Origin of the sequence: Sphingopyxis sp. H053 (assembly GCF_001468225.1) — a bacterium.
Taxonomy (GTDB): Bacteria; Pseudomonadota; Alphaproteobacteria; order Sphingomonadales; family Sphingomonadaceae; genus Sphingopyxis.
This window is the reverse complement of record NZ_LNRU01000004.1, coordinates 41,008-67,611: the sequence shown is the minus strand read 5'-3', so window position 1 is coordinate 67,611 and position 26,604 is coordinate 41,008. Positions and strand designations below refer to the sequence as shown.

General features: G+C 64.3%; 34 protein-coding genes and 1 riboswitch. Of the genes, 21 read left to right on the top strand and 13 right to left on the bottom strand.

Annotated elements, in window-relative coordinates; translation table 11 throughout:
* Positions 1-35: 35 nt before the first annotated feature.
* The gene (locus ATE70_RS08415) at positions 36-2,969 is read right to left on the bottom strand and encodes a TonB-dependent receptor domain-containing protein (RefSeq protein WP_058537500.1); all 2,934 of its coding nucleotides are present in this window, start codon (positions 2,967-2,969) and stop codon (positions 36-38) included.
* 105 nt (positions 2,970-3,074) lie between these two features.
* Entirely contained in the window at positions 3,075-3,350 is a 276-nt protein-coding gene (locus tag ATE70_RS08410; RefSeq protein ID WP_156419723.1) for a hypothetical protein, read from the bottom strand.
* Between the two features lie 136 nt (positions 3,351-3,486).
* On the opposite strand from ATE70_RS08410, the gene ATE70_RS08405 reads away from it, so the two are divergent.
* Both ATE70_RS08405 and ATE70_RS08400 read left to right on the top strand, forming a co-directional pair.
* On the top strand, positions 3,487-4,926 hold the full coding sequence (locus ATE70_RS08405; RefSeq protein WP_231732573.1) for an amidohydrolase family protein: 1,440 nt from the start codon (positions 3,487-3,489) through the stop codon (positions 4,924-4,926).
* 13 nt (positions 4,927-4,939) lie between these two features.
* Positions 4,940-5,410 carry a nuclear transport factor 2 family protein gene (locus ATE70_RS08400; RefSeq protein ID WP_082639501.1) on the top strand — a complete coding sequence of 157 codons (471 nt, stop codon included), beginning with the start codon at positions 4,940-4,942 and terminating at the stop codon, positions 5,408-5,410.
* 33 nt (positions 5,411-5,443) lie between these two features.
* Here ATE70_RS08400 and ATE70_RS08395 read toward each other — a convergent pair whose 3' ends face one another.
* Positions 5,444-6,334, bottom strand: coding sequence for a LysR family transcriptional regulator (locus ATE70_RS08395; RefSeq protein ID WP_058537497.1), 891 nt, complete (start codon positions 6,332-6,334; stop codon positions 5,444-5,446).
* 94 nt (positions 6,335-6,428) lie between these two features.
* On the opposite strand from ATE70_RS08395, the gene ATE70_RS08390 reads away from it, so the two are divergent.
* From ATE70_RS08390 to ATE70_RS08380, 3 genes are all read left to right on the top strand, one after another.
* Positions 6,429-7,076: a pyridoxamine 5'-phosphate oxidase family protein gene (locus ATE70_RS08390; protein WP_058537496.1), complete on the top strand. Its 648-nt coding sequence runs from the start codon at positions 6,429-6,431 to the stop codon at positions 7,074-7,076.
* A gap of 86 nt (positions 7,077-7,162) precedes the next feature.
* Positions 7,163-7,765: a glutathione S-transferase family protein gene (locus ATE70_RS08385; RefSeq protein WP_058537495.1), complete on the top strand. Its 603-nt coding sequence runs from the start codon at positions 7,163-7,165 to the stop codon at positions 7,763-7,765.
* Positions 7,766-7,856: 91 nt separating this feature from the next.
* The gene (locus tag ATE70_RS08380) at positions 7,857-8,315 is read left to right on the top strand and encodes a DMT family transporter (protein WP_058537494.1); all 459 of its coding nucleotides are present in this window, start codon (positions 7,857-7,859) and stop codon (positions 8,313-8,315) included.
* 200 nt (positions 8,316-8,515) lie between these two features.
* Here the strand turns inward: ATE70_RS08380 and ATE70_RS08375 are convergent, their stop codons facing one another.
* The 3 genes from ATE70_RS08375 to ATE70_RS08365 are packed head-to-tail and all read right to left on the bottom strand — an operon-like array spanning position 8,516 to position 10,140.
* Positions 8,516-8,920 carry a GFA family protein gene (locus tag ATE70_RS08375; RefSeq protein ID WP_058537493.1) on the bottom strand — a complete coding sequence of 135 codons (405 nt, stop codon included), beginning with the start codon at positions 8,918-8,920 and terminating at the stop codon, positions 8,516-8,518.
* Between the two features lie 45 nt (positions 8,921-8,965).
* Positions 8,966-9,700: a helix-turn-helix transcriptional regulator gene (locus ATE70_RS08370; RefSeq protein WP_058537492.1), complete on the bottom strand. Its 735-nt coding sequence runs from the start codon at positions 9,698-9,700 to the stop codon at positions 8,966-8,968.
* On the bottom strand, positions 9,700-10,140 hold the full coding sequence (locus tag ATE70_RS08365; RefSeq protein ID WP_058537491.1) for a DUF6265 family protein: 441 nt from the start codon (positions 10,138-10,140) through the stop codon (positions 9,700-9,702). The genes ATE70_RS08370 and ATE70_RS08365 overlap by 1 nt, the downstream gene beginning before the upstream one ends.
* Before the next feature lie 168 nt (positions 10,141-10,308).
* Positions 10,309-10,420: riboswitch (TPP riboswitch) on the top strand.
* Positions 10,421-10,463: 43 nt separating this feature from the next.
* Between ATE70_RS08365 and thiC the strand changes: the two genes are divergently transcribed.
* From thiC to ATE70_RS08305, 12 genes are all read left to right on the top strand, one after another.
* Positions 10,464-12,356 (top strand): phosphomethylpyrimidine synthase ThiC, encoded by a 1,893-nt coding sequence (thiC, locus tag ATE70_RS08360; RefSeq protein ID WP_058537490.1) that lies wholly within the window; start codon positions 10,464-10,466, stop codon positions 12,354-12,356.
* Positions 12,357-12,378: 22 nt separating this feature from the next.
* Positions 12,379-12,948, top strand: coding sequence for a hypothetical protein (locus ATE70_RS08355; protein ID WP_058537489.1), 570 nt, complete (start codon positions 12,379-12,381; stop codon positions 12,946-12,948).
* 12 nt (positions 12,949-12,960) lie between these two features.
* Positions 12,961-13,701: a DUF4272 domain-containing protein gene (locus tag ATE70_RS08350; RefSeq protein WP_082639496.1), complete on the top strand. Its 741-nt coding sequence runs from the start codon at positions 12,961-12,963 to the stop codon at positions 13,699-13,701.
* Between the two features lie 1,115 nt (positions 13,702-14,816).
* Complete coding sequence (locus ATE70_RS08345; RefSeq protein WP_156419724.1) at positions 14,817-15,329, top strand: 2'-5' RNA ligase family protein; 513 nt, start codon at positions 14,817-14,819, stop codon at positions 15,327-15,329.
* 45 nt (positions 15,330-15,374) lie between these two features.
* Positions 15,375-15,956, top strand: coding sequence for a GNAT family N-acetyltransferase (locus tag ATE70_RS08340; protein WP_058537486.1), 582 nt, complete (start codon positions 15,375-15,377; stop codon positions 15,954-15,956).
* Between the two features lie 82 nt (positions 15,957-16,038).
* On the top strand, positions 16,039-16,347 hold the full coding sequence (locus ATE70_RS08335) for a hypothetical protein (RefSeq protein WP_058537485.1): 309 nt from the start codon (positions 16,039-16,041) through the stop codon (positions 16,345-16,347).
* Between the two features lie 77 nt (positions 16,348-16,424).
* Entirely contained in the window at positions 16,425-16,979 is a 555-nt protein-coding gene (locus ATE70_RS08330) for a hypothetical protein (RefSeq protein ID WP_197411415.1), read from the top strand.
* 4 nt (positions 16,980-16,983) lie between these two features.
* Entirely contained in the window at positions 16,984-17,403 is a 420-nt protein-coding gene (gene arr, locus ATE70_RS08325) for an NAD(+)--rifampin ADP-ribosyltransferase (RefSeq protein ID WP_058537484.1), read from the top strand.
* A gap of 28 nt (positions 17,404-17,431) precedes the next feature.
* A complete protein-coding gene (locus ATE70_RS08320) occupies positions 17,432-17,860 on the top strand; it encodes an NIPSNAP family protein (RefSeq protein ID WP_058537483.1) in 429 nt (142 codons plus the stop codon).
* A 122-nt stretch (positions 17,861-17,982) separates the two neighbouring features.
* Positions 17,983-18,429, top strand: a complete 447-nt coding sequence (locus tag ATE70_RS08315; RefSeq protein WP_058537811.1) for a glycine zipper 2TM domain-containing protein — start codon at positions 17,983-17,985, stop codon at positions 18,427-18,429.
* Between the two features lie 82 nt (positions 18,430-18,511).
* Positions 18,512-18,952, top strand: a complete 441-nt coding sequence (locus ATE70_RS08310; RefSeq protein WP_156419725.1) for a nuclear transport factor 2 family protein — start codon at positions 18,512-18,514, stop codon at positions 18,950-18,952.
* Between the two features lie 137 nt (positions 18,953-19,089).
* Positions 19,090-19,629: a 2'-5' RNA ligase family protein gene (locus ATE70_RS08305; protein ID WP_058537482.1), complete on the top strand. Its 540-nt coding sequence runs from the start codon at positions 19,090-19,092 to the stop codon at positions 19,627-19,629.
* A gap of 76 nt (positions 19,630-19,705) precedes the next feature.
* Here the strand turns inward: ATE70_RS08305 and ATE70_RS08300 are convergent, their stop codons facing one another.
* The 3 genes from ATE70_RS08300 to ATE70_RS08290 form a co-directional block, all read right to left on the bottom strand.
* Positions 19,706-20,101: a DUF1801 domain-containing protein gene (locus tag ATE70_RS08300; protein WP_058537481.1), complete on the bottom strand. Its 396-nt coding sequence runs from the start codon at positions 20,099-20,101 to the stop codon at positions 19,706-19,708.
* 10 nt (positions 20,102-20,111) lie between these two features.
* A complete protein-coding gene (locus tag ATE70_RS08295; RefSeq protein ID WP_058537480.1) occupies positions 20,112-20,540 on the bottom strand; it encodes a DUF1801 domain-containing protein in 429 nt (142 codons plus the stop codon).
* Between the two features lie 67 nt (positions 20,541-20,607).
* The gene (locus ATE70_RS08290) at positions 20,608-21,486 is read right to left on the bottom strand and encodes an arylamine N-acetyltransferase family protein (RefSeq protein ID WP_058537809.1); all 879 of its coding nucleotides are present in this window, start codon (positions 21,484-21,486) and stop codon (positions 20,608-20,610) included.
* A 202-nt stretch (positions 21,487-21,688) separates the two neighbouring features.
* On the opposite strand from ATE70_RS08290, the gene ATE70_RS08285 reads away from it, so the two are divergent.
* The 4 genes from ATE70_RS08285 to ATE70_RS08270 all read left to right on the top strand — a co-directional run bounded on the left by ATE70_RS08285 (position 21,689) and on the right by ATE70_RS08270 (position 24,691).
* A complete protein-coding gene (locus ATE70_RS08285) occupies positions 21,689-22,543 on the top strand; it encodes a hypothetical protein (RefSeq protein ID WP_058537479.1) in 855 nt (284 codons plus the stop codon).
* 40 nt (positions 22,544-22,583) lie between these two features.
* Positions 22,584-23,543: a hypothetical protein gene (locus ATE70_RS08280; protein ID WP_156419726.1), complete on the top strand. Its 960-nt coding sequence runs from the start codon at positions 22,584-22,586 to the stop codon at positions 23,541-23,543.
* Positions 23,544-23,591: 48 nt separating this feature from the next.
* The gene (locus tag ATE70_RS08275) at positions 23,592-24,035 is read left to right on the top strand and encodes a nuclear transport factor 2 family protein (protein ID WP_058800980.1); all 444 of its coding nucleotides are present in this window, start codon (positions 23,592-23,594) and stop codon (positions 24,033-24,035) included.
* Between the two features lie 71 nt (positions 24,036-24,106).
* Entirely contained in the window at positions 24,107-24,691 is a 585-nt protein-coding gene (locus ATE70_RS08270) for a hypothetical protein (RefSeq protein WP_058537476.1), read from the top strand.
* Here ATE70_RS08270 and ATE70_RS08265 read toward each other — a convergent pair.
* The 4 genes from ATE70_RS08265 to ATE70_RS08250 form a co-directional block, all read right to left on the bottom strand.
* Positions 24,688-25,116 (bottom strand): OsmC family protein, encoded by a 429-nt coding sequence (locus ATE70_RS08265; RefSeq protein ID WP_058537475.1) that lies wholly within the window; start codon positions 25,114-25,116, stop codon positions 24,688-24,690. The two genes, ATE70_RS08270 and ATE70_RS08265, sit on opposite strands and share 4 nt — an antisense overlap.
* Positions 25,117-25,164: 48 nt before the next feature.
* Positions 25,165-25,368 carry a DUF2061 domain-containing protein gene (locus ATE70_RS08260; RefSeq protein WP_037514146.1) on the bottom strand — a complete coding sequence of 68 codons (204 nt, stop codon included), beginning with the start codon at positions 25,366-25,368 and terminating at the stop codon, positions 25,165-25,167.
* Between the two features lie 151 nt (positions 25,369-25,519).
* On the bottom strand, positions 25,520-25,852 hold the full coding sequence (locus ATE70_RS08255) for a DUF962 domain-containing protein (protein WP_058537474.1): 333 nt from the start codon (positions 25,850-25,852) through the stop codon (positions 25,520-25,522).
* Between the two features lie 48 nt (positions 25,853-25,900).
* Complete coding sequence (locus ATE70_RS08250; RefSeq protein WP_058537473.1) at positions 25,901-26,590, bottom strand: alpha/beta hydrolase; 690 nt, start codon at positions 26,588-26,590, stop codon at positions 25,901-25,903.
* Between the last annotated feature and the right edge of the window lie 14 nt (positions 26,591-26,604).

Genomic DNA, 26,604 nt, shown 5'->3' with positions numbered 1-26,604 from the left:
GGAGCAGTGACGCGCCGCCGGCCGGGAGCAACTTTTTAGAACTTCATCCGGACACCGGCGAAATAGCGCCGGCCGAGCGTGTCGTAGAGCGACACGTCGACGTTGGCGTCGCCGACGAAAGTGGTGCCGAGGATCGGCGGCATCTTGTCGAGCAGATTGTCGACGCCGGCGAAGAAGGTGAAGTTGTCGTTGATCTCGAAGGTGCTGGTCAGGTCGAAATACCAGGTGGCCGGGGCCGTCTTGATATTGGTGGTGGTGACCGTCGGGAACACTTTGAGGCCGCCGATCATCCGGGCCTGACCGCGGATGCTCAGCGGACCGCTGGTGTAGGCGGCGCCAAGATTCAGCTTGAAGTCCGGAACGATAAACCCGCCGGTGCCGGTCGAACAGCCCGCGCCATAGAAGCCGGCGCAATCCTGCGGGGCGACGGTGCTGAGCACCTGCGTCGAGCGTTCGAACAGCCAGCTCGCAACACCGGTCAGGCGCAGCTGGGCATCGTCACCGAGCGCCGCGGGAAGCGGGATGGTGTAATCGCCCTGTACGTCGAGACCGCGGACCTTGAGCGCACCGATATTATTCTGGTTGGTGCGGACATAGTCGATCTGGCCGCTGGAGAGGCGGAAGACCGACCGGCAGGTCGGGCTGTTCGCGTTGAGGCCCGTGTAGCAGTCATTCAGCGTCTGCTGCGCGTTGATCGTCGTGATCGCGCCCTTCACCTCGACATTGAAATAGTCGACGGTGATGTTGAGGCGCGGGATGAACGGCGGCGAGATCACCGCACCGATCGTGTAGGTCTTCGACTTTTCTTCGGTCAGGTTGGGATTGCCGCCCGTTTCCTGCGTCAGCCCCAACGTCGCCTGCGTGAAGGTCGCGATGTCGCCCGCAGGAACGCCCTGCGCGACGCAGAAGTCGCGCAGCTGCTGGCTGCGTGGGTCGGTGCCGGTCAGGTTCGGACGCGCACACGGATCGGTGCCCCCGGTGAAGCCCTGACCGACGGCCGAAAACAGCTCGTTGATGTTCGGCGCGCGGATCGCGCTGTTATACGCACCGCGAATTCGGACCCAGCTGACCGGCGCCCATTCGCCGCCCGCTTTCCAGGTGAAGACCCCGCCGACGGTCGAATAGTCCGAATAGCGCGCCGCCCCTTCGATCGCGAGCGTGTCGAAGAAGGGCGTGTCCGACAGGATCGGGATGCGGATTTCGCCGAAGATTTCCTTCACGTCGAACGAACCCGCCAGCGCGTTGTTCGACGCGGCGCCATATTCCTTGTTGAGGTCCATCGCGCTCGGCGTCGACTGATAGCTGTCCTTGCGATATTCGACGCCGACCGCAACCGCGACCGGGCCGGCAGGCAGATCGAACAACGTGCCGCTCAGCGAGGCGCCGGCGACCTGGCGTTCGAAGATGTCGTGGCTCGTACGCGGCGGCGTCAGATAGACGCCGGCTTGGGGGGAAATCGAACCGAGGCCGAAGATCGAGACGGGGACGCAGCCCGGAACTCCCGACCTGCAAACGACCTGGCCCGAACCGTTGACGATCGAATCGAGCCCAAGGCTGAGGCGCGTCTGGTTGATCACGCCTTCGGCCCGGGTATCGGTGCGGTTGCGCAGATATTGATAGAAAGCATCCCAGCGCCAGCTATGCTTGCCGACGTCGAAATCGCCGCGCAGGCCGGTGGTGATCGCATAGGACTGGCGTTCGAAGAAGCTGTCGCGCGTGCCGAGTTCGTCGGCGCGCCGGCCGCCGCCGACCACAGCTGCGGTGCCGTCGCCATCGGCATCGAACAGCGCGCGATTGTTGATGAAGAAATCGCGCACTGCGGGCGACAGGCTGGCACTGGTCGCATAGTTCGGCACGAGCAGCGTCGACGACGCCGCGCCGGGCGTTACCGGCGTGAAACTGTCGGGCGCCAGCTTTGAATTGTTGCGCGCGTTGACGAAGAAGGCTTCGGCATAGGCGGTGATATGGTCGGTGACGTCATAATGCGCCAGCGCCGAGAAATTGATGCGTTCGAGCGGACGCTGGAGCAGGTTGAATGGCGCGTAATTATAGGTGTCCTCGGGCTGGCAATAGGGCAGCGGGGTGCCGCCGGCGCCGAAGCGGATGCCGGTGATCGAGGTGCAGGGGCCGCTCGGCGTCAAGTTGACGCCGACCAGCGCATTGCGCTGCGCCTGGCTGAGCGGGACGCGAGTGCCCGGGATGTTGCCCGAACCCGAATAGACGAGCTGGCCGTTGATTTCGGCGAGCGGAACCCGGCCGAACGGACGGTCGGCCTGCGTGATCGGATCCTGTTTTGCCCAGGCGCCCGAAATCGCGACGTTGCCGCGGCCGCCGCCGAGGTCGGCGCCGAAGGTGATGTCGATCTTTTTCGACGCGGCGTCACCGCGGTCCGAAATGCCGGCCTGCGCCGACATCTGCAGGCCTTCGAAGCTGTCGTCGAGGATGAAGTTCACCGCGCCCGCGATTGCGTCCGAACCATAAACCGCCGACGCACCGCCGGTGATCACCTCGACCCGCTTGATCAGCGCGTCGGGGATGCTGGTCAAGTCGACCGAGCCGTTCGAGTTCGCCGGAATGAAGCGGCGACCGTTGACCAGCGTCAGCGTGCGCGTTTCGCCCAGCCCGCGCAGGTTCGCGGTGAGCACGCCCGCGCCGCCGCCGTTGTTGACGGTCGAGGTATTGCCCGAGGCGAGCTGCGGGAATTCGTTCATCGTCTTTTCGAGCGTGAGGTTGCCCGACAGCTGGACATCTTCCTGTCCGACGACCGTGATCGGGCTCGGCGCGGTCAGGTCGGTGCGCTGCAGGCGCGACCCCGTCACGATGATGTCGGTCGGCGCTTCAGCGGCGGTTTCGTCGGCCGCAACATCCTGCGCGGATGCGACGCCGGGCAGCAGGATGGTGGACAACAGGCTGGTGGCAAGAAGTATGCGGCGAAAACGGACCTGCGGATTGATTCGATCGTAAGACATATGGACGCTCCCTGTGTACGGCCTTTGGCCTGTCGTTGATTTCGCTTGTGCCGCCCGCCGACCGGCGGGCGACGTCGTTCTCCTGCACACTTCCCCGGACGCCGCTCAGGCCTCATTTTTTGTCCGGGACAGGCGCGATTTTTCGCGCCGCGACCCGGCTGGCTGAACGGTGAACATGTCGGAGCTTTGGGCGCCCTCGCTGGCAGCGGGATCGAAGGGGAAACACGTCCCTTCATCGCGCGCGGGGCGGTGATCGGTGGCCGCCGGAATGCCCTTGCGGGCTCCGGGCATTTGAGTCTGATAGGATAGCCTTGGCGCGTGAGCGGCCATCCGCGAAAAAGCGGCGGCGCCACGCGTCGCTAATTCCTCGCGGTACAGCATCAGGACCCCTTTTTGCTATTACTGTATACGAAATACGATATACTCAATCTTCGAAGAGTCAATGCCACATGTTTCCGGGGAGGGTCGCTTGACCGCAACAAACTGTCTTAGAACCGCTTTTGCTGGCATGTTTCTGATGTTTTCCGCGCTTTTCGTCCCGGCGGCGACTCGCGCGGAGGCGCCTGCCGGGGGGCGGATCGCCATCACCGGCGTCACGCTGATCGACGGGACGGGCGCGCCGCCGAAGCCGGGCGTGACCGTCGTCGTCGAAAAGGGCCGGATCGTTTCGATCGCCAAGGGCGGTGCCGACACGGCGGGGGCGCAAGTCATCGACGGCCGCGGTCGCTATCTGCTGCCCGGCTTCATCGACAGCAATGTCCATGTCTCGGTCTATGGCCAGCCGGCGCGACGCGACACGTCGCTGAAATATGCCGACCGCGGCGAGGAACTCGCGCTCGAATTCGCGCAGCGCGCGCTGACCTATGGCGTGACGACGATGCGCGACAGCTATGGCGTCTTGCCGCCGATCCTGACGGTGCGCGACCGCATCGACCGTGGCGAAGTCGTCGGCACGAGGCTCAAGGCAGCGGGCAACATCCTCGGCTGGGGCGGGCCCTTCTCGCTGACCTTCTCGCTCACCAAGGATTCGGACCTGTCGCTGTTCCAGGAGAAATGGAACGACCTGCTCGCGCAGGACATGGGCGAAGAGATCATGGACATGACGCCCGACGAGCTGCGCGTCGCGATGAACCGCTATCTCGACAAGGGGGTCGACTTCATCAAATATGGCGGCACCAGCCATTTCCTGCGCCCCGCGCTGATCGGCTTTTCGCCGCGCCAGCAGGCGGTGATCGTCGAGGAAGCGCACAAGCGCGGCAAGCCGGTCGAGACGCACGCCACCAGTTCGGAAGGACTGACGCTCGCCGTCGAGGCGGGGATCGACCTGATCCAGCATCCCGAGCTGACGAGCCGCGACCTGCCTGATGAGCTGATCGCGCTGATCGTGAAGAAGGATGTGCTGTGCGGGATCCGGTCGAATTACATCACCGGCGACTATCGAAAGAAGCATCTCGCCAAGCGCGCAGAACTGGAGGCGAAGATCGCGAAGATGCCGCCCGCGACAACCAGCGCCGAACGCTGGCGGCGGCTCGAAATGATGGACGACAATCAGGACGTGCAGCGCCGCAACGCCGAACGGCTGATCAAGGCGGGATGCCGGGTCACCCCGGCGACCGACAGCTTCTATGGCGACGCTCCCGAATTCCGCCGCGTGCCCAAGGGCGATGAGGCCGAGCCGGGGATCGGCACGATCCGCGCGATCGAGGGGCTCGTCGAACTCGGCATGACCCCGATGGAGGCGATCGTCGCGGGCACCAAACATGGCGCCGCCGCCGCGCGCATGAGCGCCGACCTCGGCACGATCGAGCCCGGCAAGATCGCCGACCTCGTCCTGCTGACGGACGACCCGCTCGCCGACATTCGCAATATCGAAAAGGTCGAGACGGTGATCGCGGGCGGGAAGATCGTCGATTGCTCGCGCCTGCCCGAACATCCGCTGTTCCTGCGCAAACCCTGAGGAGAGAGATCCCATGACGAAGTGGATAAGGATGCTGCTGGCGGCGCTGCTGCTGTTCGGAGCCACAACTCAGGCGCACGCCGACGATACGGCGGAGAAGGCGGCGATCCTGAAGGTCGTGGCCGATATGGAGGCGGCGTGGAACCGCAGCGATTTTACCGGCTATATGGCGGGCTTCTGGAACCCCGGGGTGACCTTCGTCTCGGGCGGCAGGATTCAGGACGGGTGGCAGGGCACGCTCGACCATTATGTCCGCGACTATGGCGGCTCACCCGGGCGGCGCGGCACGCTCCATTTCTATGACATCAGCATCGACATCCTCGCGCCCGACGCCGCGCTGCTCATCAGCCACTATCATCTCGCGCGGCCCGAGCGGTCGCAAGAAGGGATCAACACCCGTCTGTTTCGCAAGATCGACGGCCGCTGGGTGATCGCGATGAACCATGTTTCGTCCTACGACCCCGCAGCGCCGGCCGCGAAATAACCTGCCTCAGCCGCCGCCCGCCAGACCCCACCCTCAAACCAGCCCCACCATTCGCATCCGTACCTTCATCGCCGCAATGAACAGCCGCACCGCGGGCAAACCGGCGCGCGACGGTTCGAACAGCAGATGCACGGGCAGCGCGGGCGGCTGCTCGTCGGCGAGCAACGCGATCAACCGCCCCGCATCGACCGCCGCGGCGAGCTGGTAACTCAAGAGATTGGCGATCCCCAGCCCCGCCTCGGCCGCCGCCAAAATGCCATCGACGGTGTTGAGCACCAGCCGCGGGCGCGGTTCGACGCGCCAGCGTCCCGATACGAATTGCCATTCGCCCGCGGCGCGCGGCCCCATCGCCGCGATCACATCATGCCCCGCCAGCTCCGCGACGCTCGCCGGCGCGCCGCGTCGCGCCAGATAGGCGGGGCTCGCGACAAGCATCTGGCGCACCCAGCCGATGCGCACCGCCTTCAACCCGGAGTCCGCCAGCGGACCGATGCGCACCGCGACGTCGATCCCCTCCTCGACGATCCGCACATTGCGGTCGATCAGCATCATCCGCGCCGACAGCTCGCGGTGCAGCGCCATCAGTTCGCCCACGACGGGCAGTACATGCAGCCGCCCGAACATCACCGGCGCTGTCACATGCAGCTGCCCCCGCGGTTCGGCCACGGCGCCGCGGATTTCGCGCTCGGCGCCCGCGAGATCGGCAAGGATGCGGCGCGCCTGCTCCAGAAACGCCGCGCCCGCATCGGTCAGCGCGACCGCACGCGTCGAGCGGTGGAACAGGCTCGTTCCCAGCCGCGCCTCGAGCGCCGCGATTCCGCGCGTCACCGCGGGCGGCGAGCTGCCGAGCTTGCGCGCCGCGGCGGCAAAACCGCCCTCGGTCGCGACCGCGACGAACATTTCGAGCGTGAGCAACCGGTCCATGATTATTCCAATTTCCGGAATTAACTTGTTCGATCTTCACTCATTATCACGAACGACGCAACAGCCTAGACCGCTCACCGAAAGGAAACGGCCCATGGCGCAAAATTATCGGCACACGCTGTTTAGCGACGCGGTGAAGGCGGTGCAGGAACGCCATGGCTCGCGCGCCGCCTATATCAAGATGGACGCCGGGGCCGACGGCACCCCCGACGCGCTGACCGCCAAGGAGCTCGACTATATCGCGCTGCGCGACAGCTTTTACATGGCGAGCGTCACTGCCGACGGCTGGCCCTATATGCAGCATCGCGGCGGCCCCGCGGGCTTTCTGCGCCACATCGCGGGCAATCGCATCGGTTTCGCCGACTATCGCGGCAACCGCCAATATATCAGCACCGCCAACCTTGCCGGCAACAACCGCGTCTCGTTGTTCCTGATGGACTATCCGAACAAGGACCGGCTCAAACTCGTCGGCCATGCGGTGAGTGTCGAGCTCGCCGACGATCCCGCCGCGGTCACCGCATTGATGCCCGAGGGCTATCGCGCGACCCCCGAGCGCGCCTTCTTCATCGATGTCATCGGCTGGGAATGGAATTGCTCGCAACACATCACGCCGCGCTTCACCGAAGCCGAAATTTCCGCCGCGGTCCGCCCGATGGCGGCCGAGATCAACCAGCTGCGCGCCGAAATCGCGGCGCTTCGTTCAATGCCGCACCAGCCCGCTTCCCCACCCGACCTCCCATGACGATAAACTGTTGGGGAGGTCGGGTGGGGGAGCGGGCTGGTGCGGGTCCGACGCAAGTCGGACAAAAGGAAAAGGAACACCCCTCAATGATCACCCTCTACGGCACCCCCCTGTCGGGCAACACCCACAAGATTCGCATGGCGCTCGCCTTCCTCGGCCTGCCGTGGGAAGAACGGTTGACCGACGCCGCGGCACGCCAGTCGGACGCCTTTCGCGCGCTCACCCCGATGGCGCAGATCCCGCTGTTCATCGAAGGCGATGTCACGCTGCGCGACAGCCAGGCGATCCTGACCTGCCTCGCCGCGCGCCACCGCGCGGGCGTGTGGGACGGCCAGACGCCCGAGGAACGCGGCGAGATTGCCCTCTGGCTGTCGCACGCCGCGAACGAGATCGCGAACGGCCCCGCCGCGCTCCGCCTCGCGCGGCGGTTCGGCATATCGATTCCCGAGGATCATGCCGCGGCGGTCACCGCGCGGTTTCTGCCCGTGATCGAGGCGCATCTGGCGCACCGCGACTGGCTCGTCGGTGGCCGGCTCACGATCGCCGACCTTGCGGCGAGTCCGTATCTGGCGCTGATGGGCGATGCGGGGATCGACCTCGCCGGCTGGCCCGCAATCGACGCCTGGACGCATAGGATCGCCGCGCTGCCCGGCTTTCCCGCCATGCCGGGCTGGGGGCCACCGTCGTGACGATCGGCGCGGCCCGGACCGCCAATTGGGGATTAGGCGGATTGCCCGTCCTCGCCTATCGCGCTGCCGAGGCCGCCAAGGAGACCCAGCGATGACCGCAAACAATGCCGCCCCCGCCTTCGCCACGATCATGTTCCTGACCGGGGTCGGTATCCCGATCCTCGCCGCATTGAACGGCGGGCTCGGCGCGCGGCTCGAAAGCCCGATGGCGGCATCGGTGATCCTCTTCACCCTCGGCCTGCTCATCGCGGTCACGGGCGCGCTCGCCACCGGTTCGCTCGGGCAGGTGCGGCTGTCGGCCGACATTCCGGCGCATTTCTATTTCGGCGGGGCGTTCATGGCCTTTTACGCCATCTCGGTCACCTTCATCGCACCGCGCTTCGGGGTCGGCAACGCGATCTTCTTCGTGCTCGTCGGCCAGTTGATCAGCGCCGCGACGATCGATCATTTCGGCCTGTTCGGCGCGATACGCTCGGCGATCGACGCGAAGCGCCTCGCGGGGATCGCGCTGATGGTCGCGGGTGTCTATCTGGCGCGGCGGACGGGTTGACAGCAGCTTTCGGCCGGAAGCCGACCTCGCTATCATCGTCACCCCGGACTTGATCCGGGGTCCCGCTTGAAGTCAAAGCCAGTCGATGCCTCAGAAAGCGGGATCCCGGATCAAGTCCGGGATGACGAAGGGAAAGGGCGCGACGCCCGCTTCCTGCCCCAATGCCAACATTACCCGAACCAGCGTCCGACCGACGCGCCTCACATATGCGACGTGACCTCGGGCGGGTTCCACCAATTGTTGCCCGCGCCGTCCATAAACATCACCGGCAGCGCCGCCATCTCAGCGGGCTCAAGGTCGTCGAGGCACGCGATCGCGACCGAATAATAAGCGCCGCCGATTTCCTCGACATAGCCATGCCCGAACGACGCCACGCCGCACGTCTTGCAAAAGACATGGTGCGCGCTGTTCGATCCGAACTGATAGTCGGACAGCGCCGCGGGATCGCTCAGCAGGCGAAAGGCGTCGGGCTTGATCTGCGCGTTCCAGCCACGCTTCTTGGTGCAGATCGAGCAATTGCATTTACCCGTCCCCGCCGCGAGGTCGATGTCGGCTTCGAACTTGACCGCGCCGCAGTGGCACGAGCCGTGATAGGTCTGGGTCATCGCTGAAAATCCTTGGCCTTTCGGGCGCCGATCGCCGGCCGCCCTTCACGCAGCAGGGTTTAGCCGGGTCTCCTGACAGATCATGTCAGCAGGCTGTTCGGAATAGTCGCGGTGGCGCCAGAAATCGGCCATCAGCACCGCGCGGCGGCGCCCGAAGCCTTCATCGCCGATCCGCGCCGAGGTCACGCGATCGATACGAAAACTGCGGAAATCCTGGCGCAGCAGGCACCAGGCGGCAATGATATGCTTCTCTTCATAATAGGCGAGCGCCGCGGGCCAGATCGCGCGCTCGGTCGCGGCGCCGCTCGCGTCGGCATAGCCGATGTGCAGCGTCTTTTCGGCGCGCATCGCCGCGCGCACGGTCGCCAAGAGGGGCGCGTTGATCTCGCGCCACTGGCTGCTCACCGGCCACAGCCCCGCCTCGTCGATCCGGTGCTTCAATTCGTCGGGGCTCGCCGCCGCGATCTTCGCGAGCGCCAGCCCCGCCGCGCGCGAAAGGCCGCCGTCCTGCCGCCCCTCGACCCAGCGCGCGCCGAGCACGAGCGCCTCGAGCTCGTCGGGGGTGAACATCAAGGGCGGCAGGAAGAACCCCGCGCGCAGCACATAGCCGACCCCCGCCTCGCCCTCGATCGGCGCGCCGAGCGCGGCCAGCGCCTGCACGTCGCGATAGAGCGTGCGCACCGACACGCCCTGTTCCTCGGCGAGTATCTCGGCGGTCACCGGCCGCCGGCGGCGGCGCAGGCTGTCGATGATCGCGAACAACCGTCCCGTCTTGTCCATCAGCGACGCCGATAGGTCCAGCGGCGCGGCTTCGATCCGTCGATCGCCGAGATCGTCGCGGTCAGCGTGTCGCCGGACCGGGCATAAGCGATGCGCTGCGGATAATCATGCGCCGCATTCTCGAAGGTCGCGCTCGTCGCGTCATGGCGTACCAACGCGAACGCCACCGGCGCCCCGCCTTGCGGCTGCGCCAGATAGACAAGCGCGCCATCCCCGCCGCGCGCGATGCGGATGAACTCGAACTCGCGCAAGCTGTCGCCGCGCCCCGACCGGCTGTGCCCGAGCATCACCCCGCCGCGCGGGGGCGCCCAGCTTTCCTCGGTCCAGCGCCCGTCCGCCTCGCTCACCCAGTCGCCCGCGAGCCAACCGAGATCCGCAACCGTCGCCGCCGGGCTCGCCGCGATCAGCAATGCCGCCAACGCCGCTGCCATGATCCGCATAAGCACCTCCCTCTTTGCCATCACTACGCCCGCGCTGACGCGCCGCCAACCTCTCTTCGTCATTCCCGCGAACGCGGGAACCCAGCGAGCTGTCGTTGAACTGGGTCCCCGCTTTCGCGGGAATGACGAGATTGGGGATGGCCTCTCCCATCGCCCGCGCCTATAAGCCATCCATCCCCGGGGAGCCGCGTCTGTGATGGCCGGTTGAGAGCGGAATAAACCGCGACCCGTTGAACCTGATCCGGCTAATACCGGCGGAGGGAGGGTCGGTATTCCACACGCGGAATCTCCGTCTTCGCTCCGAACAAATGGAGCGACTGCACATGGCCGACATCGATTCCCGCCTCGACAAGCGCGACGCCACCCCCATCGGCGTCACCACCGGCCCGATCCGCGGCAGCCGCAAGATCCACGTCGCGACGCAGACCGGCAGCGGCATCCGCGTCGCGATGCGCGAGATCGACCTCGACCCGCATTCGGGCGAGCCCCCCGTCCGCGTCTATGACACCAGCGGCCCCTACACCGACGCCAATGCCACGATCGACATCAACGCCGGCCTCCCCGAGATCCGCGCCGACTGGATCCGCGGCCGCGGCGACGTCGAGGAGGTCACGCAGCGCGAGGTGAAGCCCGAGGATAATGGCCAGCTCGGCCCCGACCGCTCGGGCGGCGTCCCCGCCTTCCCCAACGTCCGCCGCCAGGTGCTCCGCGCCAAGCCCGGCCAGAACGTCAGCCAGATGCACTACGCCCGCCGCGGCATCATCACGCCCGAGATGGAATATGTCGCCGAGCGCGAAAATCTCGGCCGCGCGCGCCTCGCCGAATATAAGCGCGACGGCGAAAGCTTCGGCGCCAGCATCCCCGATTACGTCACCCCCGAATTCGTCCGCGACGAGGTCGCCCGCGGCCGCGCGATCATCCCCAGCAACATCAACCATCCCGAATCCGAGCCGATGGCGATCGGCCGCAACTTCCTCGTCAAGATCAACGCCAATATCGGCAACAGCGCGGTCGCATCCGACGTCGCGGCCGAGGTCGACAAGATGGTCTGGTCGATCCGCTGGGGCGCCGACACCGTCATGGACCTGTCGACCGGCCGCAACATCCACGACACGCGCGAATGGATCATCCGCAATTCGCCCGTCCCGATCGGCACCGTCCCCATCTATCAGGCGCTCGAAAAGGTCGGCGGCGTCGCCGAGGACCTGACGTGGGAAATCTTCGCCGACACTTTGATCGAGCAGGCCGAACAGGGCGTCGACTATTTCACCATCCATGCGGGCGTCCGCCTGCCCTACGTCCCTCTCGCGGCCAAGCGCATGACCGGCATCGTGTCGCGCGGCGGCAGCATCATGGCGAAATGGTGCCTCGCGCATCACAAGGAAAGCTTCCTCTACGAACGCTTCGACGAGATTACCGAGATCATGAAGGCCTATGACGTCGCCTACAGCCTCGGCGACGGCCTCCGCCCCGGCAGCATCTACGACGCGAACGACGAGGCGCAGTTCGCCGAGCTCTATACGCTGGGCGAGCTCACCAAGCGCGCCTGGGCGCAGGATGTGCAGGTGATGATCGAGGGCCCGGGCCACGTCCCGATGCACAAGATCAAGGAGAATATGGAAAAGCAGCTCGAAGCGTGCGGCGAGGCGCCCTTCTACACGCTCGGGCCGCTCACCACCGACATCGCGCCGGGCTATGACCATATCACCAGCGGCATCGGCGCCGCGCAGATCGGCTGGTACGGCACCGCGATGCTTTGCTACGTCACGCCGAAGGAGCATCTCGGCCTGCCCGACCGCGACGATGTGAAGGTCGGCGTCGTCACCTACAAGCTCGCCGCGCACGCCGCCGACCTCGCCAAGGGTCACCCCGCCGCGCAGGTCCGCGACGACGCGCTATCGAAAGCGCGCTTCGAATTCCGCTGGCGCGACCAGTTCAACCTGTCGCTCGACCCCGACACGGCGGAGCAATATCACGACCAGACGCTCCCGGCCGAAGGCGCCAAGACCGCACATTTCTGCAGCATGTGCGGCCCGAAATTCTGCTCGATGAAGATCAGCCAGGAAGTGCGCGAGTTCGCGAAGCTGCAAAATCAGGACAGCGCCGCCTTCATCGCCGCCGAAGAAGCCGAAAAGGGCATGGCGAAAATGAGCGAGGTTTATGAGGAAACCGGCCGCGAGCTGTATATGGGCGCGGGTGGGCGCGAACACGACTGACGACGATTGAGGGGGCGTAACGATGTCGATTTCGTCGAAAATATCTGACGAGCGGGATCGTTACGTCTCCTATTTCGAAACCGCGGCACAGGCAGCGAAGGCAGAAAACCCCGATAGCGTCAGCGAAATCCTGATCTCGCTGAACAACGAGGAAATCCCTTTCCCCTTCCGCTATTTTCGCGCCGACGTGCTAGGCGAAACGCCCGATGGCGCGACGCGGGTGCTGGAGCTTTGGCTTGATCCCCGCGAAGATGCGCAAGGCCGGGCCTTCGACCTCGGCCCGGTGACCCTTGAAATTCACCCCTTCACTTGGTGCGGCGTGCAGGTCGGCTTTGATCGTCAGTTGAGCGACGAAAGCCTGATCGGCGATTTCCTCGACAAGTGGCTCGACCTTGGGGACACCGCCTATAATCGCGGCGAGCCATTATCGGGCGCCATCCATTCGGCGACCCAGATCGAGACCGACGGCACCTTCTGGTTTCTCACCATCGACTTCGGCACCGCTTCGGCGGATGCCTTGCTCGATCTCCTCGACATATTGGTCAACGATGGCGCAAGCCGCGTTGTTGTGGCAAGTCAGGCCAAACAATAAGTCGGGGGCAAAATGGACTGGATAAGAAAGCTTTTCGGAAACAGCAGGGAAGCAGAAAAAAGCCAGCCCATTTCCGTTCAGTTGCCATTGGCTGACGAAGTTGAAGAGGTTTTCGGCGACCAACCCCTACGGAAGCAATGGGCCGAAGACCTTTTGCGGGCTGAAGGCATTCCGATAAATCCGCATCTGCCGATGATCGAGAGCGAAGCGCAAATTACCCTGCGCACGCCGCGCGAAGTGGCCGAACGGTTGTGCGCGTTGACGATGGTGTCGTTCAAAGCATCGGAAGAACCCGATCAGGGACTTCTCGACTCCATCATCGTCGAACGCGGGTTCCGCCCTTATTTTTCGCCGGAGGAACTGGCGTTCATCGACGATCCAAGGCCCGAATTTCATGCGCGCACGCAATTTAGCTGGCGGTGCGAGGCGGCGTGGGTGCTTCTATGGGCTCTCCGGCATGTCGACGGCCAACTTGGCTTGCCCAACGTCACTTGCAACGTGCCGCTTATCTCGGAAACGGTTTACAAGTTCGGCGATCTCACCGAGCGGGGCATGCGTTCCGCCAACGATATTTTGAACGAAGCCGACCTCATTTATCGCTGTCACTGGGCGGTTCGACAGTCCGGTCTCGACGGCAAAGACGCTCCCGCCGGACTCCATCCGGGCGTTACAATGGAACGGCATCAGGCGCTGAACTGGCTGATTGGATACAGCGACCGCGCCGACTGGGATGATGTGACGACAGATACATAATTTGGGTTGTTAGACCTATGGCGGAAGCATCTTTTGCGCGGAGCGGACATGAGTGAAGGAAATGGTTGGAAACGATACCTATTATCTTCTGGCATACCGCTGGAGCATGAGGTCGCAAATGAGCTCGTAAAACATCAGGTTTACGTCGAATCTGAGTTCGAATTTATTCGAAAATCAGAACAAAGCGAAAAAGAGTTCTCAACCGATCTTTTCGGTAAATTCTACAAGGAGAACAATAAAGGAATTGCATATGCAATTTCCTTTCTTTGTGAGTGTAAATATAGATCAAGAGAAAAAACTTTACTTTTTTTGAAGATCCAAATGATGAATCATTTGCCCCAACTCTTGGGCATACTATATCCTATATAGATGAGTTCTCTTCATTTCACTTAGATTCCACACCAATCTATCAGTATGAAAATAGATTCCCCTTTGTTTACAAGGGGGTAGAGATATTTGAAAAGGGCGCAGCCGAGCAGGATATACGCCACGGAATCAATCAATTAAAGTATGCGTCACCTCCGTTGGTAAAAAGGGAGGTTCTGGATATGATAAACTCGCATAAGGATGACAGACACCCGATCTTTTTTACCAAGATACTTGTCACAAATGCCCCAATTAGGGTTTTTAAATCAAATATCTCTATATCAGAAATAGAGAAGTCAAAATCAATTGAAGATATATCTTACGAATCAAGCTGCGTCATATACTATTCTAATATAGGTCCAGATTTTCAGAGTCACTACGACCAATATTTTTCAAACGTCGACAGGGAAGGAGTTTTGTCGTCCGTAAAAGACATATCGTACGACATCGAAAATGATGGGAAGAAATTTAGTAGATTTTTCGGAGACCCTGTAAAATTTATCGATGACCTGTTCAGTCAAGGATATGCCTCTCGAAGATTTATGACCCAAAATTTCGTAGTTAATTTGCAAGGCCTTCCTGAACTGATAGCTGGAATTAAAAAATCATCGCATCTTTCCTATATGGGAAGAAGGAAATCGAGAAATTTAAAGTCGAGAAAATCCAAACATCTACTTATGATTGAATGACTTAAGGCAATCGATGCCAGCTATTCGGCCTCACCCCCACACCATGCTACACGCCCACCCATGCGCGCCCGGAACCCCCTCTACGTCATGGCCAAGCCGCCGCCGGAGGTGCAGGCGCAGATCGCCGTGCTGCCGCGCAACGATCCTTCGCGCGGGCCGCACCTCCTCCATGTCACGCTCATCTCGCTCTACGACCTCCATTATGCGCCGCCCGAGTGGCTGCCCGCGACGATCGCCGCGCTGGGCGGCTTCACCGCGGCCCCCTTCCCGCTCCGCTTCGACCGGATCGAGAACCGCAAGGCGGTGACTTTGCGCACGCGCGATCCGCTGGCCGAGGCGCGGGCGTTTCAAAAGGCGCTGGTGAACCATCTGCTGCGCGAAAAGGCGCCGATCATGGACGGCACCACCCCCGAACCGCACATCACGATCAACTATCACGGCGACCGCCTCAACGCGCAGAAAATGCCGCCGATCGAATGGACGGTTCGGGAAATATTGCTGGTCGAAAGCGTTGTGGGGAAGACCACGCATATCGAGCACGGACGCTGGACCCTGACGCCACCCGGCGGCTGAGCGCGGCCCGGCACGAAGGAGGCGGCAGGAAAGGAAGCGCGAGACATGGCGAAGATCACGATCGGCAAACCCGCGGACAAGGCCCGCTTGCTCCACACGCTGGTGCTCGGCTTTTCGGGCGACCCGATGGCGCGCTGGGCCTCGCCCGACGCCGCGACCTATCTCGACCGCCGCCACGAATTTTTCGATGCCTTCGGCGGCGCGGCGTTCGAGCATGATAGCGCTTTCGTCGCCGACGACGGCGCGGCGGTCGCGACATGGCTGCCCCCCGGCGTCGCGCCCGACGGCGCGCTTATGGCCGCGATCATGGACGACCAGACGCCGGGCAGCCGCAAGGGCGAGATGGACGCGCTCTTCGAACAGATGGAGCAATTCCACCTCAAGGAGCCGCACTGGTATCTGCCGTTGATCGCCGCCGATCCGGCGTATCGCGGCCGCGGCCTCGGCACCGCGTTGATGGAGGCGGCGATCGCGCGCATCGACGCCGACGGCCGCCCCGCCTATCTCGAAAGCTCGAACCCGCGCAACATACCGCTCTACCAGCGCTTCGGCTTCGAAATCATCGGCGAGATCCAGGCCGGAACCTCGCCCGTCCTGACGCCGATGGCCCGGCCGGGAAGGGCGTGATGCCCGGTTGAAGTCGAAAGGTGCGACGGCCCTGAATCTCCCGGCATTGCCAAACCGCCGCCCCGCCGCCTATCCTCCCCCCATGTCCCACGCCTCGAACATTGTCACTTGTTCCGGCCCGCACGATCCGCACGCGCTCGACGGCATTTCGGTCCGCCACCGCACGGGCGATCTGGACGTGCTCTGCCCGGTGTGCAGCGGCCATGGCCAGTGGAACAGCCAGATAGACCTCGTCAGCCACCGCTCGATCCGCGTGCCCTGCCCCAAATGCGACGGGCGCGGCTGGATCGAGACCGGGGCCGACATGGTCCCCTCGCACGACATCGCGCTGTCGCCCGACGGACGCCCGATCTGGGTGGAGCGGCTCGATCCGTCGGACGATGTCGAATGAGCTTCGCGCCGCGCCGGGTCGACTCGCGCGTTCGTCGCCGATAGGCTGACATCGGTTACCAGAGACGGGAGAGCATAATGCGTGGACGGACGTGGCTGATCGCGGGCGCGCTGCTCGCAATTGCGGGATGCGGCAAGGCAGAGGCCCCCACTGAAGCAGCTGGCGGGGCGCCCGAAAAATCGGTGCTCGCCGATGGGCCCGCGGCCGAGATCAGCACGGTCGCCGAAGCCGACCTGCCGCCCGGCGTGCGCGATGCGGTGCTCGCCAAAGTGCCCGGCATGAAAATCGCCGAGACCGAGCGCAAGGAAAGGGACGGCAAGATCTTCTATGACGTCGAGGGGACGCGCCCCGACGGCAGCCCGGTCGAGCTCGACCTGATCGAGGAGGCGGGAAAATACCGCGTCGTCGAGATGCAGCGCGATATCGCATGGGCCGACGCGCCCGCCCCGGTGCGTGCCGCCGCCGGCGCCGCGGCCGACGCCTTCACCCCGGCGCGCGTCATCGAAAGCACGCAGGACGACGGCACGATCGTCTATGAACTGTTCGCGCCCGGCAAGGCCGACGAACCCGCCGCCGAAGTGAACTGGAAGGACGGCAAGGCCGCACTCCGCACCGAACGCAACGCATATTGACCCGATGGCCGACACCGCACCCACCGGCCCCGATATCGGCGCGACCTTCTACCACGGCACCCGCGCCGACCTCAAAACCGGCGACCTGCTCGCGGCGGGTTGGGGCAGCAATTATCAGGCCGCGCCGATGTCGTGGATCTATTTCTCCGCCGCGCTCGAATCGGCGATCTGGGGCTGCGAGCTGGCGGCGGGGGACGGGCGCGAGCGCATCTATATCGTCGAACCCACCGGCGACTGGTTCGACGACCCCAACCTCACCGACAAGAAATTCCCCGGAAACCCGACGCGCAGTTATCGCTCGCGTTTCCCGCTGCGCATCGTCGGCGAGGTGGCCGAGTGGGAACCGCACCCGCCCGAAATACTGCAGGCGATGAAGGACAATCTCGCGCGGTTGCAGGCCGAGGGCGCGCCGATCATCGACTGACCCGTCCCCCCCTGTCAAGGAAACCGCTATGCCGTCCCCCGTTCCTGCCATCGCCATCGCCGCGATCCTCGCGCTTGCGCCGGTCACCGTCGCGCTCGCCGCCGACCACCCCGCGCCGCTGCAACAGCTTCGCATCTACGAAATCCCGCGCGCCAACGAGGGCGTGTTCCACGACCGGTTCCGCGATCATGCGCTGCGCATCATGGCGCGCCACGGTTTTGCGGTCCGCTCGATCTGGCGCAGCGAGCATGAAGACAAGGTCGAGTTCGTCTATCTCCTCGACTGGCCCGACGTCAGCGCGATGGACGCCGCGTGGGCGGCCTTCCTCGCCGACCCCGAATGGATCGCGATCAAGAAGGAAACCGCAGCGCGCGACGGCAAATATGTCGAATCGGTCGCGGCACGCACGCTCGAACCCGTCGCCTGGTCGCCCGATCGCGCGAAGACCGCCGATTAGCCCGCGCCCTGAGCGGAAGGATGGGCGGAACCCACCCCCCCTCCTGAGGGTTTATCCCGGCAGAGGGGCAAAGCATGCCCCGCCCGCTTGGCCCGGCACGCGACCTTGATGGAGTGATGTCGATGAACAAGCTGATGATCCTGCCCCTCGCCGCCGCGACCGCGCTGGCGGGCTGTGCCACCACCGGCGACGGTTACGCCTCGAATTACGACGACGGCGGTTACGGCTATTACGACCGCGCCTATTACGACCAGTATGGCCGCTATGATTACGACCGCCCCGACCCGCGCCACGGCGGCTATTATGCCGACCAATATTATCGCACCGATCGCCGCTATCGCGAACGCCGCCTGTCGAACAACGACCGCGTCTATCGCGGCCGCGACGACAAATATTATTGCCGCCGCAACGACGGTTCGACCGGGCTCATCGTCGGCGGCATTGCCGGCGCGGTGATCGGCAACGTCATCGCACCGGGCCGCTCCGAAACGCTCGGCACGATCCTTGGCGCGGTCGGCGGCGCGGCGGTCGGCACCGCGATCGACCGCGACAATGTGCGCTGCCGCTAACCGCGACGGCTGACGCGAAGGAGGGTGACAGGCGCAGCAGGCGCGCTAGGCTGAGCGTCCCATTTCCAAATCGGGAGCCGCCATGCTGACGACCCTGCTCACCCTCGCCGCCGCGACCGCAACGCCCGTACCCACCGCATCCCCCGCCGACCTCGCGGCGATCGAGGCGACGTGTTTCGACTATGTCGACGGCCAGCTCGAGGGCGATCCCGAGCGCGTCAAGCGCGCGCTCCACCCCGACCTCGCTAAGCGCCGCGTGCTCGGCGACACGCCCGACGAACGGCTCGGCCTCCAGCGCATGAGCCGCGAGGAACTCGTCGACCTTACCAAAGGTGGCGCACTCAAGACCCCGCGCGCCGAGTGGGACCGCGCGTGCAGGATCCTCGACGTCGCGGGCAACGCCGCCGCGGTGCGCGTCGAAACCCCGTGGTTCGTCGACTATTTCCACATGGGCAAGTTCGGCGAGCGATGGGTCATCGTCAATGCGATGTGGCACATGAAGCCGCGTGAACCCGCGAAGTGAAGGTCGCGCCCGACCCGCGCCGCCCGGCGCGAACCTTCAACCGCGTGCCGCCCGACCGCACTGGAATTTGTTCGCTATTTGTTCTAATGGCATGATCTTTCTCCACTCTGTCGATTCGACATTAAGAGGAACTGATCATGCCACGCAGGATTTTCGCACGACGTCCCCTCTATCTGATGGTCAAGCCGCCGGCCGACATCGCAGCGCGCATCGATGCCCTGCCTCGAAACGACCGGCGCCGCGGGGTCGATCTGCTGCATATGACGCTCGCGACATTCGTCGATCTGGCCGAAGCCCCCGCCGGCTTCCTCGAACTGGTGATCCGCGGCCTGGACGATTTCGGCGCCGGCGCCTTCCCTGTGCGGTTCGACCGGATCGAATGCCGCAAGGCGACGATGCTGCGAAGTTCCACACCGCTTACGGCCGCGTGGGAATTCCAGCGGCAGCTTGCCGAATATTTGCATCGGCATGATTTCAAATGGTTCAACCTGCCGCCAGAGCTTCACGTCACGATCAACTATCGCGGCGACGGGCTTGGCGCCGAAGCGATTGATCCGGTCGAATGGACCGCCGCGGAGATGCTGCTTGTCGAAAGCGTGACCGGCGAGGCGCGCCATATCGTGCACGGCCGCTGGCCCTTGCCCGATGGCGAACCCGGATTCTGCAGGGCGGCCTAGCCGGCGATCATTGCCGCGACACGACCGGCAGCCGACGGCGCGAGATGCGGCAGGCCGATGCCGCCCCTGTTTCGCGCTACTTTTTCGCTTTCGCCGGCTTCTCGAGATTCGCCTCGACCGCGGCGCGAACCAGCGCCTTGAACGCCGCCTCATCGACGCTGTCGCCCTCGAACAAATCGATCGCACGCCGCGTATTGCCGTCGAGGCTCGAATTGAACAGCCCCTTCGGATCGGCAAGCGCTGCGCCCTTGGCAAAGGTCAGCTTGACCTTGTCCTTATACGTCTCGCCCGTGCACAGGATGCCCGCATGCTCCCACACCGGGACGCCCGACGGGTTCGACGGCTTCTGCCACTTCACCGTCTCCTCGACGTCGGGGTCGGCGGCATGGATCAGCGCGCGCAGCTTCGTCAGCGTCGCTCCGCGCCAATCGCCGAGCCCCGCGATCTTCGCATCGATCAGATCCGCCGCCATGCCCTTCTCCTCACATCTTCTCGCCCGGCAGCGCCGCCGCCTGTTTCACCCAGTCGGCGAATGCCGCCTCGTCGACCGGCTCGTCTTCATGGATATGGAAATAGCGCGTGTCGCCGCTCTTCGACGCGACCGGCGGCACCGGATCGAGCGACTGGCCGCGAAAGAAGGCGACCTTGATATATTTGTCGAAGCAATGGATGCTCAGGAACCAGTGCGTCGGCTCGTCGCCCTGCCCCGGCGGACCATAGAAAGGCGAGTTCCATTTGACCGCCTTCGCAACCCCCGGAATGCTCTTCTCGATCAGCTTGTCGAGCCGGCGCCAGACGGGCGACTTCCACCCCGGCATCGCGGCGATATAGGCTTGCACCGGCGCGTCGCCATAGCCTTTGGCGATCTGCGGATTGCCGCCGGACAGCAGCACGGGTGCTTTATCGGCCATGGAATCGCGCTCCCTTGTTTCGCCGTCAAAAGAACGCGATAGCCGCGGCGAGTCAAGCCGCGCGGGCCTAGCCGGCGATCTCCGCCGTCGCAGCGCGCTCAATCGCCGCGCGCCAGTGCGCCCGCACCGGCAGCAGGAAAATCTCCGCCAGCGTCCGCTCGATCTCGTCGGCGGTCAGGTAGCGCCGGTCGAGCCGCCCGTCGGTCAGCCGCGTCGTCAGCCGGTTGTCGCGCAGACCATAACGCGCGTCGGCGGTCGTGCGCGCGGCGATCAGCTGGTGCCGGAAATGCGAGTCCGGATGCGCCGAGGTGTACCAGTTGCCGATTTCATAATCGATCGCCGGCGGCGAGACATGGTCGAGCCGGTACAGCGTCCGCCACTCACCCTCGATCAGCGCCGCGACCTGCCACACGTCGCCATGCCGCACGACACGATAGCTCTCGTGCCGCGTCGGCTGGGGCTCCTCGCTGTCCATCGCGAGCGGGGCGGGCGGGACCGCCGCGCCGAAGCCGGCGTCGACGAGCCAGGGCCGCCCACCCAGCTTCACCCGCACCACCATATGCGTGCGCGGGGTCGGCGGGGCATCGTCGGGCAGCATCCAGCGCACCCGGCCGAGCAGCCCCTCGGCGTCTAACCCGATCGCCAGCAGCGCGCGGAGAAACAGCGCATTCTGTTCGAAGCAATAGCCGCCGCGCCGCTGGCCGATCAGCTTGGCGTCGATCGCGTCGGCCCCGATATCGATCCCCGCGCCGGTCAGCGCGTCGATCGCCTCAAAGGGAATGGCGGCGATATGCGCGGCCTGCAGTGCGGCGAGCACATCGAGCGTCGGCGCGACCGGCCCGGTATAGCCGATCCGCGCCAGATAACGCGGCAGGAAAGCCGCAGCGGGTGCGGCGGTATCGCTATCGACGGGGTCGGCAGGCGTGGCGGCGGGATAGTGCAGCATGAACAAAGCTCCATTCGCGAATCAACTGTCCAGCGTTATGAAAGCTGAAGCCCAGTTGAGGTCAAGCCGGCCGGCGAAGAAACCCGCCGACGTTCCAAAGCGCCATCATATTGGGAACTTAGCCATTGCAGGCGGCCACGCACTGCGGCAGATGCATCTCACAACATAAGTCGCATAACATGAACATCTCAGGGAGCCACTCATGCGCACCACGACTTATTCCCGCCTCGCGATCGCCATTGCGCCGGCCGCCATTCTCCTCACCACCGGCACCGCCAACGCCGCGACCTGCGAGGAAGCCTTCGTCAAAAAGGGCAATCCGATTACTGCGCTGCGCTTCACCGCCGCGGTGACCGTTGCCGACCTGCCCCCCGCGGTCGCGATCGGCCAGATGCGCGGGCTCGTCGCCGCCAAGGGTTATGACATCATGGCCGACGAGGCCGAATATGGATCGATGCTGATCGAACAGCCGATGACGGGGACCGTGCGCGCCTTCCCGATCCAGATCACCGCGACGCAGACGGGCGGAATCGGAACGGTGGTGATGGAGGCGAAATTGCGCGCGGGCCAGTCGGTCGGCAGCGATGCGGCGAAGGCTGAAATGTGCGGCATCCTGAACCAGATAAAGGGCGGCAAGGCCGGCGCCGCCGCCGCCAAGAAGGGCGCGACCGCGACAACCGTCGCCGCCGCGCCGGTGAAGATGAACTCGCTGAGCTTCTCGCAGCAGGTGTCGAAAGACACCGAACGCAATTCGGCGGGCATCCTCACCCGCTACAAGGGCAAGCAGTTCACTATCGACGGGCTCGTCGATTATGTGACCAAGGACGGCAAGGATTTCCGCGTCGGCTACAAGATTCCCCAGCCCTATGAACAGGCGATCCGGCTGCCGAACCAGGCGCCGTTCAAGACCGACATCGTTTGTTACATGGCACCGGGACAGGCCGCTTTTTCGCTCCAGCTCAAGCCGAACAAGAGCATCAAACTGACCGGCACTGTTGAGGATTTCGACGAATATAAGCATGTCATCTGGTTGAAGGACTGCCGTCCGGCGCAATAGCGCCCAGCCGTCCGCCCGCTCGTCGCCAAGCGCCCGCACCTTGTCGAAGCGCCGGCGACGGCCGAAAAGATTTTGGTCATGGTCGGCTGGCGGCGCTCGACGCCGCCAGCCGACCATGCCGGAGGAGACGCCCATGCGCTTCATGCTTCTCGCCGCGGCTCTTGTCGCCGTTCCCGCCGCTGCGCAGGGCGATGCACCGATCGTCGTCACCGGTGTCGAGAAACAGATTGAAAGCTTCGTCGGCGCGCTGACCCAGGCGTCGCCGCGTGGCCAGATCGCACGGTTCGAAAAGGCGGTATGCCCCGGCGCCTTCGGGATGCCCGACGCCCAACGCGCAGCCGTCGATGCACGCATCCGGACCGTGGTCGCAGGCGTCGGACTCAAAGTGGCAAAGGCGAACTGCAAACCCAATCTGGTGGTCATGGTCACGCCGGACAAAGCCGCCTTCCTGGAAGCGCTGGGCAAAAAACGCTATTATATGTTCGGCGACCGATCCCCTGCCGAGGTCAGGCGCATTTTGGCCCAGCCAGGCCCGGCGACGGCATGGCAGATTCAGGCAATGGTGAACGGCGACGGCAGGCCGATATTCAACGAAGCAGGCACCCCGATCAATCGTTCGACGCGGGCGCAATCACGCATCACCCCGCCGGCCCGGCCCGCGTTCATGGCCGCGATCGTGGTCGTCGAGAGCAAGGCGATCGAGGGACTCTCGACCACCCAACTCGCCGATTATGCGGCGATGCGCGCTTTGGCACGGATCGACCCGGCGCGGATCGACGCGTCGGCGCCTTCGACGATCCTGCGGGTGCTCGACGCCGCGGCCGACAGCGAAGTGCCGGTCACGCTGACCCAATGGGATTTCAGCTTTCTGAAGGGGCTTTATTCCAGCCCCAGCAATCTCTACGCCCCGTCGCAGCGCTCCGAAATTGGCCGTGTCATGGAACGGGAGATGGAGCGTACGGATGGCGGCAAAACCCCGCCTCCCAACACGAAGGAATGACGACAGGTCAGGGCGTGCCGGCCGGCCGGCCGCAACAAGGGTTCTAACATGCGAAAAACTTGCGCGGTCGCCATCGCCTCGATGCTGATCCTGACCCCGGCCCAGGCACGCGATGCTGCCACGGACCTGCACGCCTTTGCCGACGCCTTCGACGCGGCGCAGATCGCGCAGGATCGTGCCGCGCTCGAACGCATGGTCGCCGACGATCTCGTCTTTATCGACGGCAGTGGGAAACGGTATGGAAAGGCGTTTTTCATCGACGGCTGGACCGGCGCCGACGATGATTATGACCCCGTCACGCTCAGCGATCGCGTGATCCTGTCGCTCGGCGAAGAGGCGGGTCTCGCGAGCGCCGAGACGATCCTGTCGGGCCGCTCGGCGGGCAAACCCTTTCGCGTCCGCATCCGCTTCACCGATATTTTCAAGCGCCACGGCGACAGCTGGCAGGCGACCTATATCCATGTGACGCGAATGGCGATCGAGCGCGAATAGCGAGAAGGATTCGACTCTCACTCTCGATGAGAACATAATAGGAACATTGATCCGATTCGGAGGAATGGACGATGGACCCGATGTTCCGCTATTTCCTGGGTTTTCAGGTAAGTGCCGACCGCGCCGGCTGGCTCGCGCGCCAATTGCCGCCCGTTTCGGGCGATCTGTTTGCGGGGCTGAAGCCCCAGCTTTACCATCTGACGCTCTGTACGATCGCCGAGACGATCGAGCCGCAGCCCTTCCTGCGCGGTCAGGTCGCCAAGGCGTTCACCCCCGGTCTCCCGGCCGCCGCCCCGATCCCCTTCGGCCGCATCGTGTCGCGCGGCGCGGGCGCCGAACTGATCACCACAGGCAGCACCGGCGCGATCCGCCAGACCTATGACGCGATTGTCGCGCGCCTCGGGGCGCAGCGCATCGAGCCGATGCATCGCAAATCCGGCCTCCGCCCGCACATCACGCTCGGCTATGGGACATGCGAATTCGACCCCGTCCCAATCGCGTGGAACTGGGCGCCGCAGGACCTCGTGCTCATCGAAAGCCATATCGGCCATCGCCGCCACCGCGTGCTGCAAAGCTGGACATTGGAGCCCCCGGCGCAAGGCAGCTTCGGCTTCATGGCCGACGAACTGCCCGCACTGCTGCGGCGCGCTGCTTAAGCCTCCAGATTGTGCTCCAATGTGATTTCGCAGTTGAGCAGCTTCGACACCGGGCAATTCTTCTCGGCCTCTTCGGCGATCTTCGCGAATTCCTCGGCGCCGATTCCCGGCACCTTGCCGGTCAGCGTCAGCGCCGATTTGGTGATCGTAAAGCCGCCGTCCTGCTGCTCCAGCGTCACCGCCGCGCTCGTCTCCAGCGTGTCGCCCGAATAGCCCGCGCGCGCGAGACCGAACGACAGCGCCATCGTGAAGCACGCCGCATGCGCCGCGGCGATCAGCTCCTCGGGGTTGGTCCCGGGCTGCCCTTCGAAGCGCGTCCCGAAACCATAGGGCTGCTTATCGAGCACGCCCGATTTGGTCGTGATCGATCCCTTGCCCTCCTTGCCGAAGCCTTCGTAGCGGGCCGACGCGCGATTGACGGTCATGATCGTATCTCCTTGGTGGGGTCGGGGAGTAGCCCGGGACTCGCGTTCTCAGGCGGGCAGCAGCTTACGCCGCGCGCCCACGCGCTTCCACGCCTTTTCATGAAAGAAGAATGCGACAGCATTGATACAGGGCTCGATGATCGCGATCCCGCCCGCGAGCGCGACCGACCCGGTCATCACATAGGCGACGCTGAACCCGATCGTCAGGTGGATCGTAAGATAGGTGAAGGTCTTGATCAGATCGGTGGGCATGGCACATCTCCGGCGGAACGAAGCACCAAGTTAAGAATGATTCGCAACAAGTGCCAGAGAGTGGCTTCGGTCAGTCTGATCGATTTTCCCGCACGGCGCCCATCCCCTAACTTCGTCATCCCCGCGAAAGCGGGGATGACGAAAATGAGGGTCAACGCCTGACGCCGGCCTTGTCGAGTTCTGCCCCCAGCCGCCCGCTCAGCCACAGCGCCCACATTTTGAAATCGGCGGCGAGGCTCCACATCGGATAGGTAAAGGTCGCGGGCCGGTTCTTCTCGACCCCGAAATGCGCAACCCACGCGAAGAAATAACCCGCGACCGGCAGCGCAATCAACCAGCCCCAGCGTCCCGCCACCACCGCGACCACCGCGATCAGCACGACGAGGCTCGTCCCGACGTAATGCAGCGCGCGCGTCGACGCCTTGCTATGCTCGCGCAGGTAAAAGGGCCAGAATTCGGCAAAGGTCGTATATTGGCGCGCCATTGTCCGATGCTGCCCTTCGCCGCGGCGCGGGTCAACTAGGGTCAGGACCTAGAGGCTGCGCGCCGCCTCGTCGATCAGCGCCGCGACCTCGACCGGCCGCGAGGCGAGCGACGCATGCCCCGCGTCGAGCGCGATCACCTTGCGCGCGCCGAGCCGATCCGACATCGCCTTCTGGTTCGCGGGGTCGATCATGCGGTCTTCGCTCGAAATCTGATACCAGCTCGGTTTCACCCGCCACGCCGGATCGCTTATCGCCTCGCCAAAGGTCGACGCGAGCGGCGCCTTTTGCGTCACCGCCATCACCAGCGCCTCGTCGGCGCTCACATCCTGACAAAAGCTTTCGTGAAATTTGTCGGGCTTGACCCAGAGATAGCCGTCGCCGTCGGGCGCCAGATTCGACGCACCCGCGGGCGGATGCTGCTGCGTCAGCGCGCCGGGGCTTTCGCCCGCATCGGGTGCGAAGGCGGCGATATAGACGAGTCCCGCGACATTCGGCGCCGTCCCCGCCTCGGTGATCACCGCGCCGCCATAGCTGTGCCCCACGAGCAGCACCGGTCCATCGACCTGCGCCGCGATCTGCCGCGTTCGCGCCGCGTCGCCCGCAAGCGAAGTCAGCGGCAATTCGACCGCGCGCATGCCCTTGTGCCCCAGCTTGTCGAGCTCGACGATCGCTTTTGCCCAGTGCGCCGCGCCGCCCCAAAAGCCGTGCACGAGGATGATCGTAGGAAGCGCCGCCATGATCCCGACTCCTG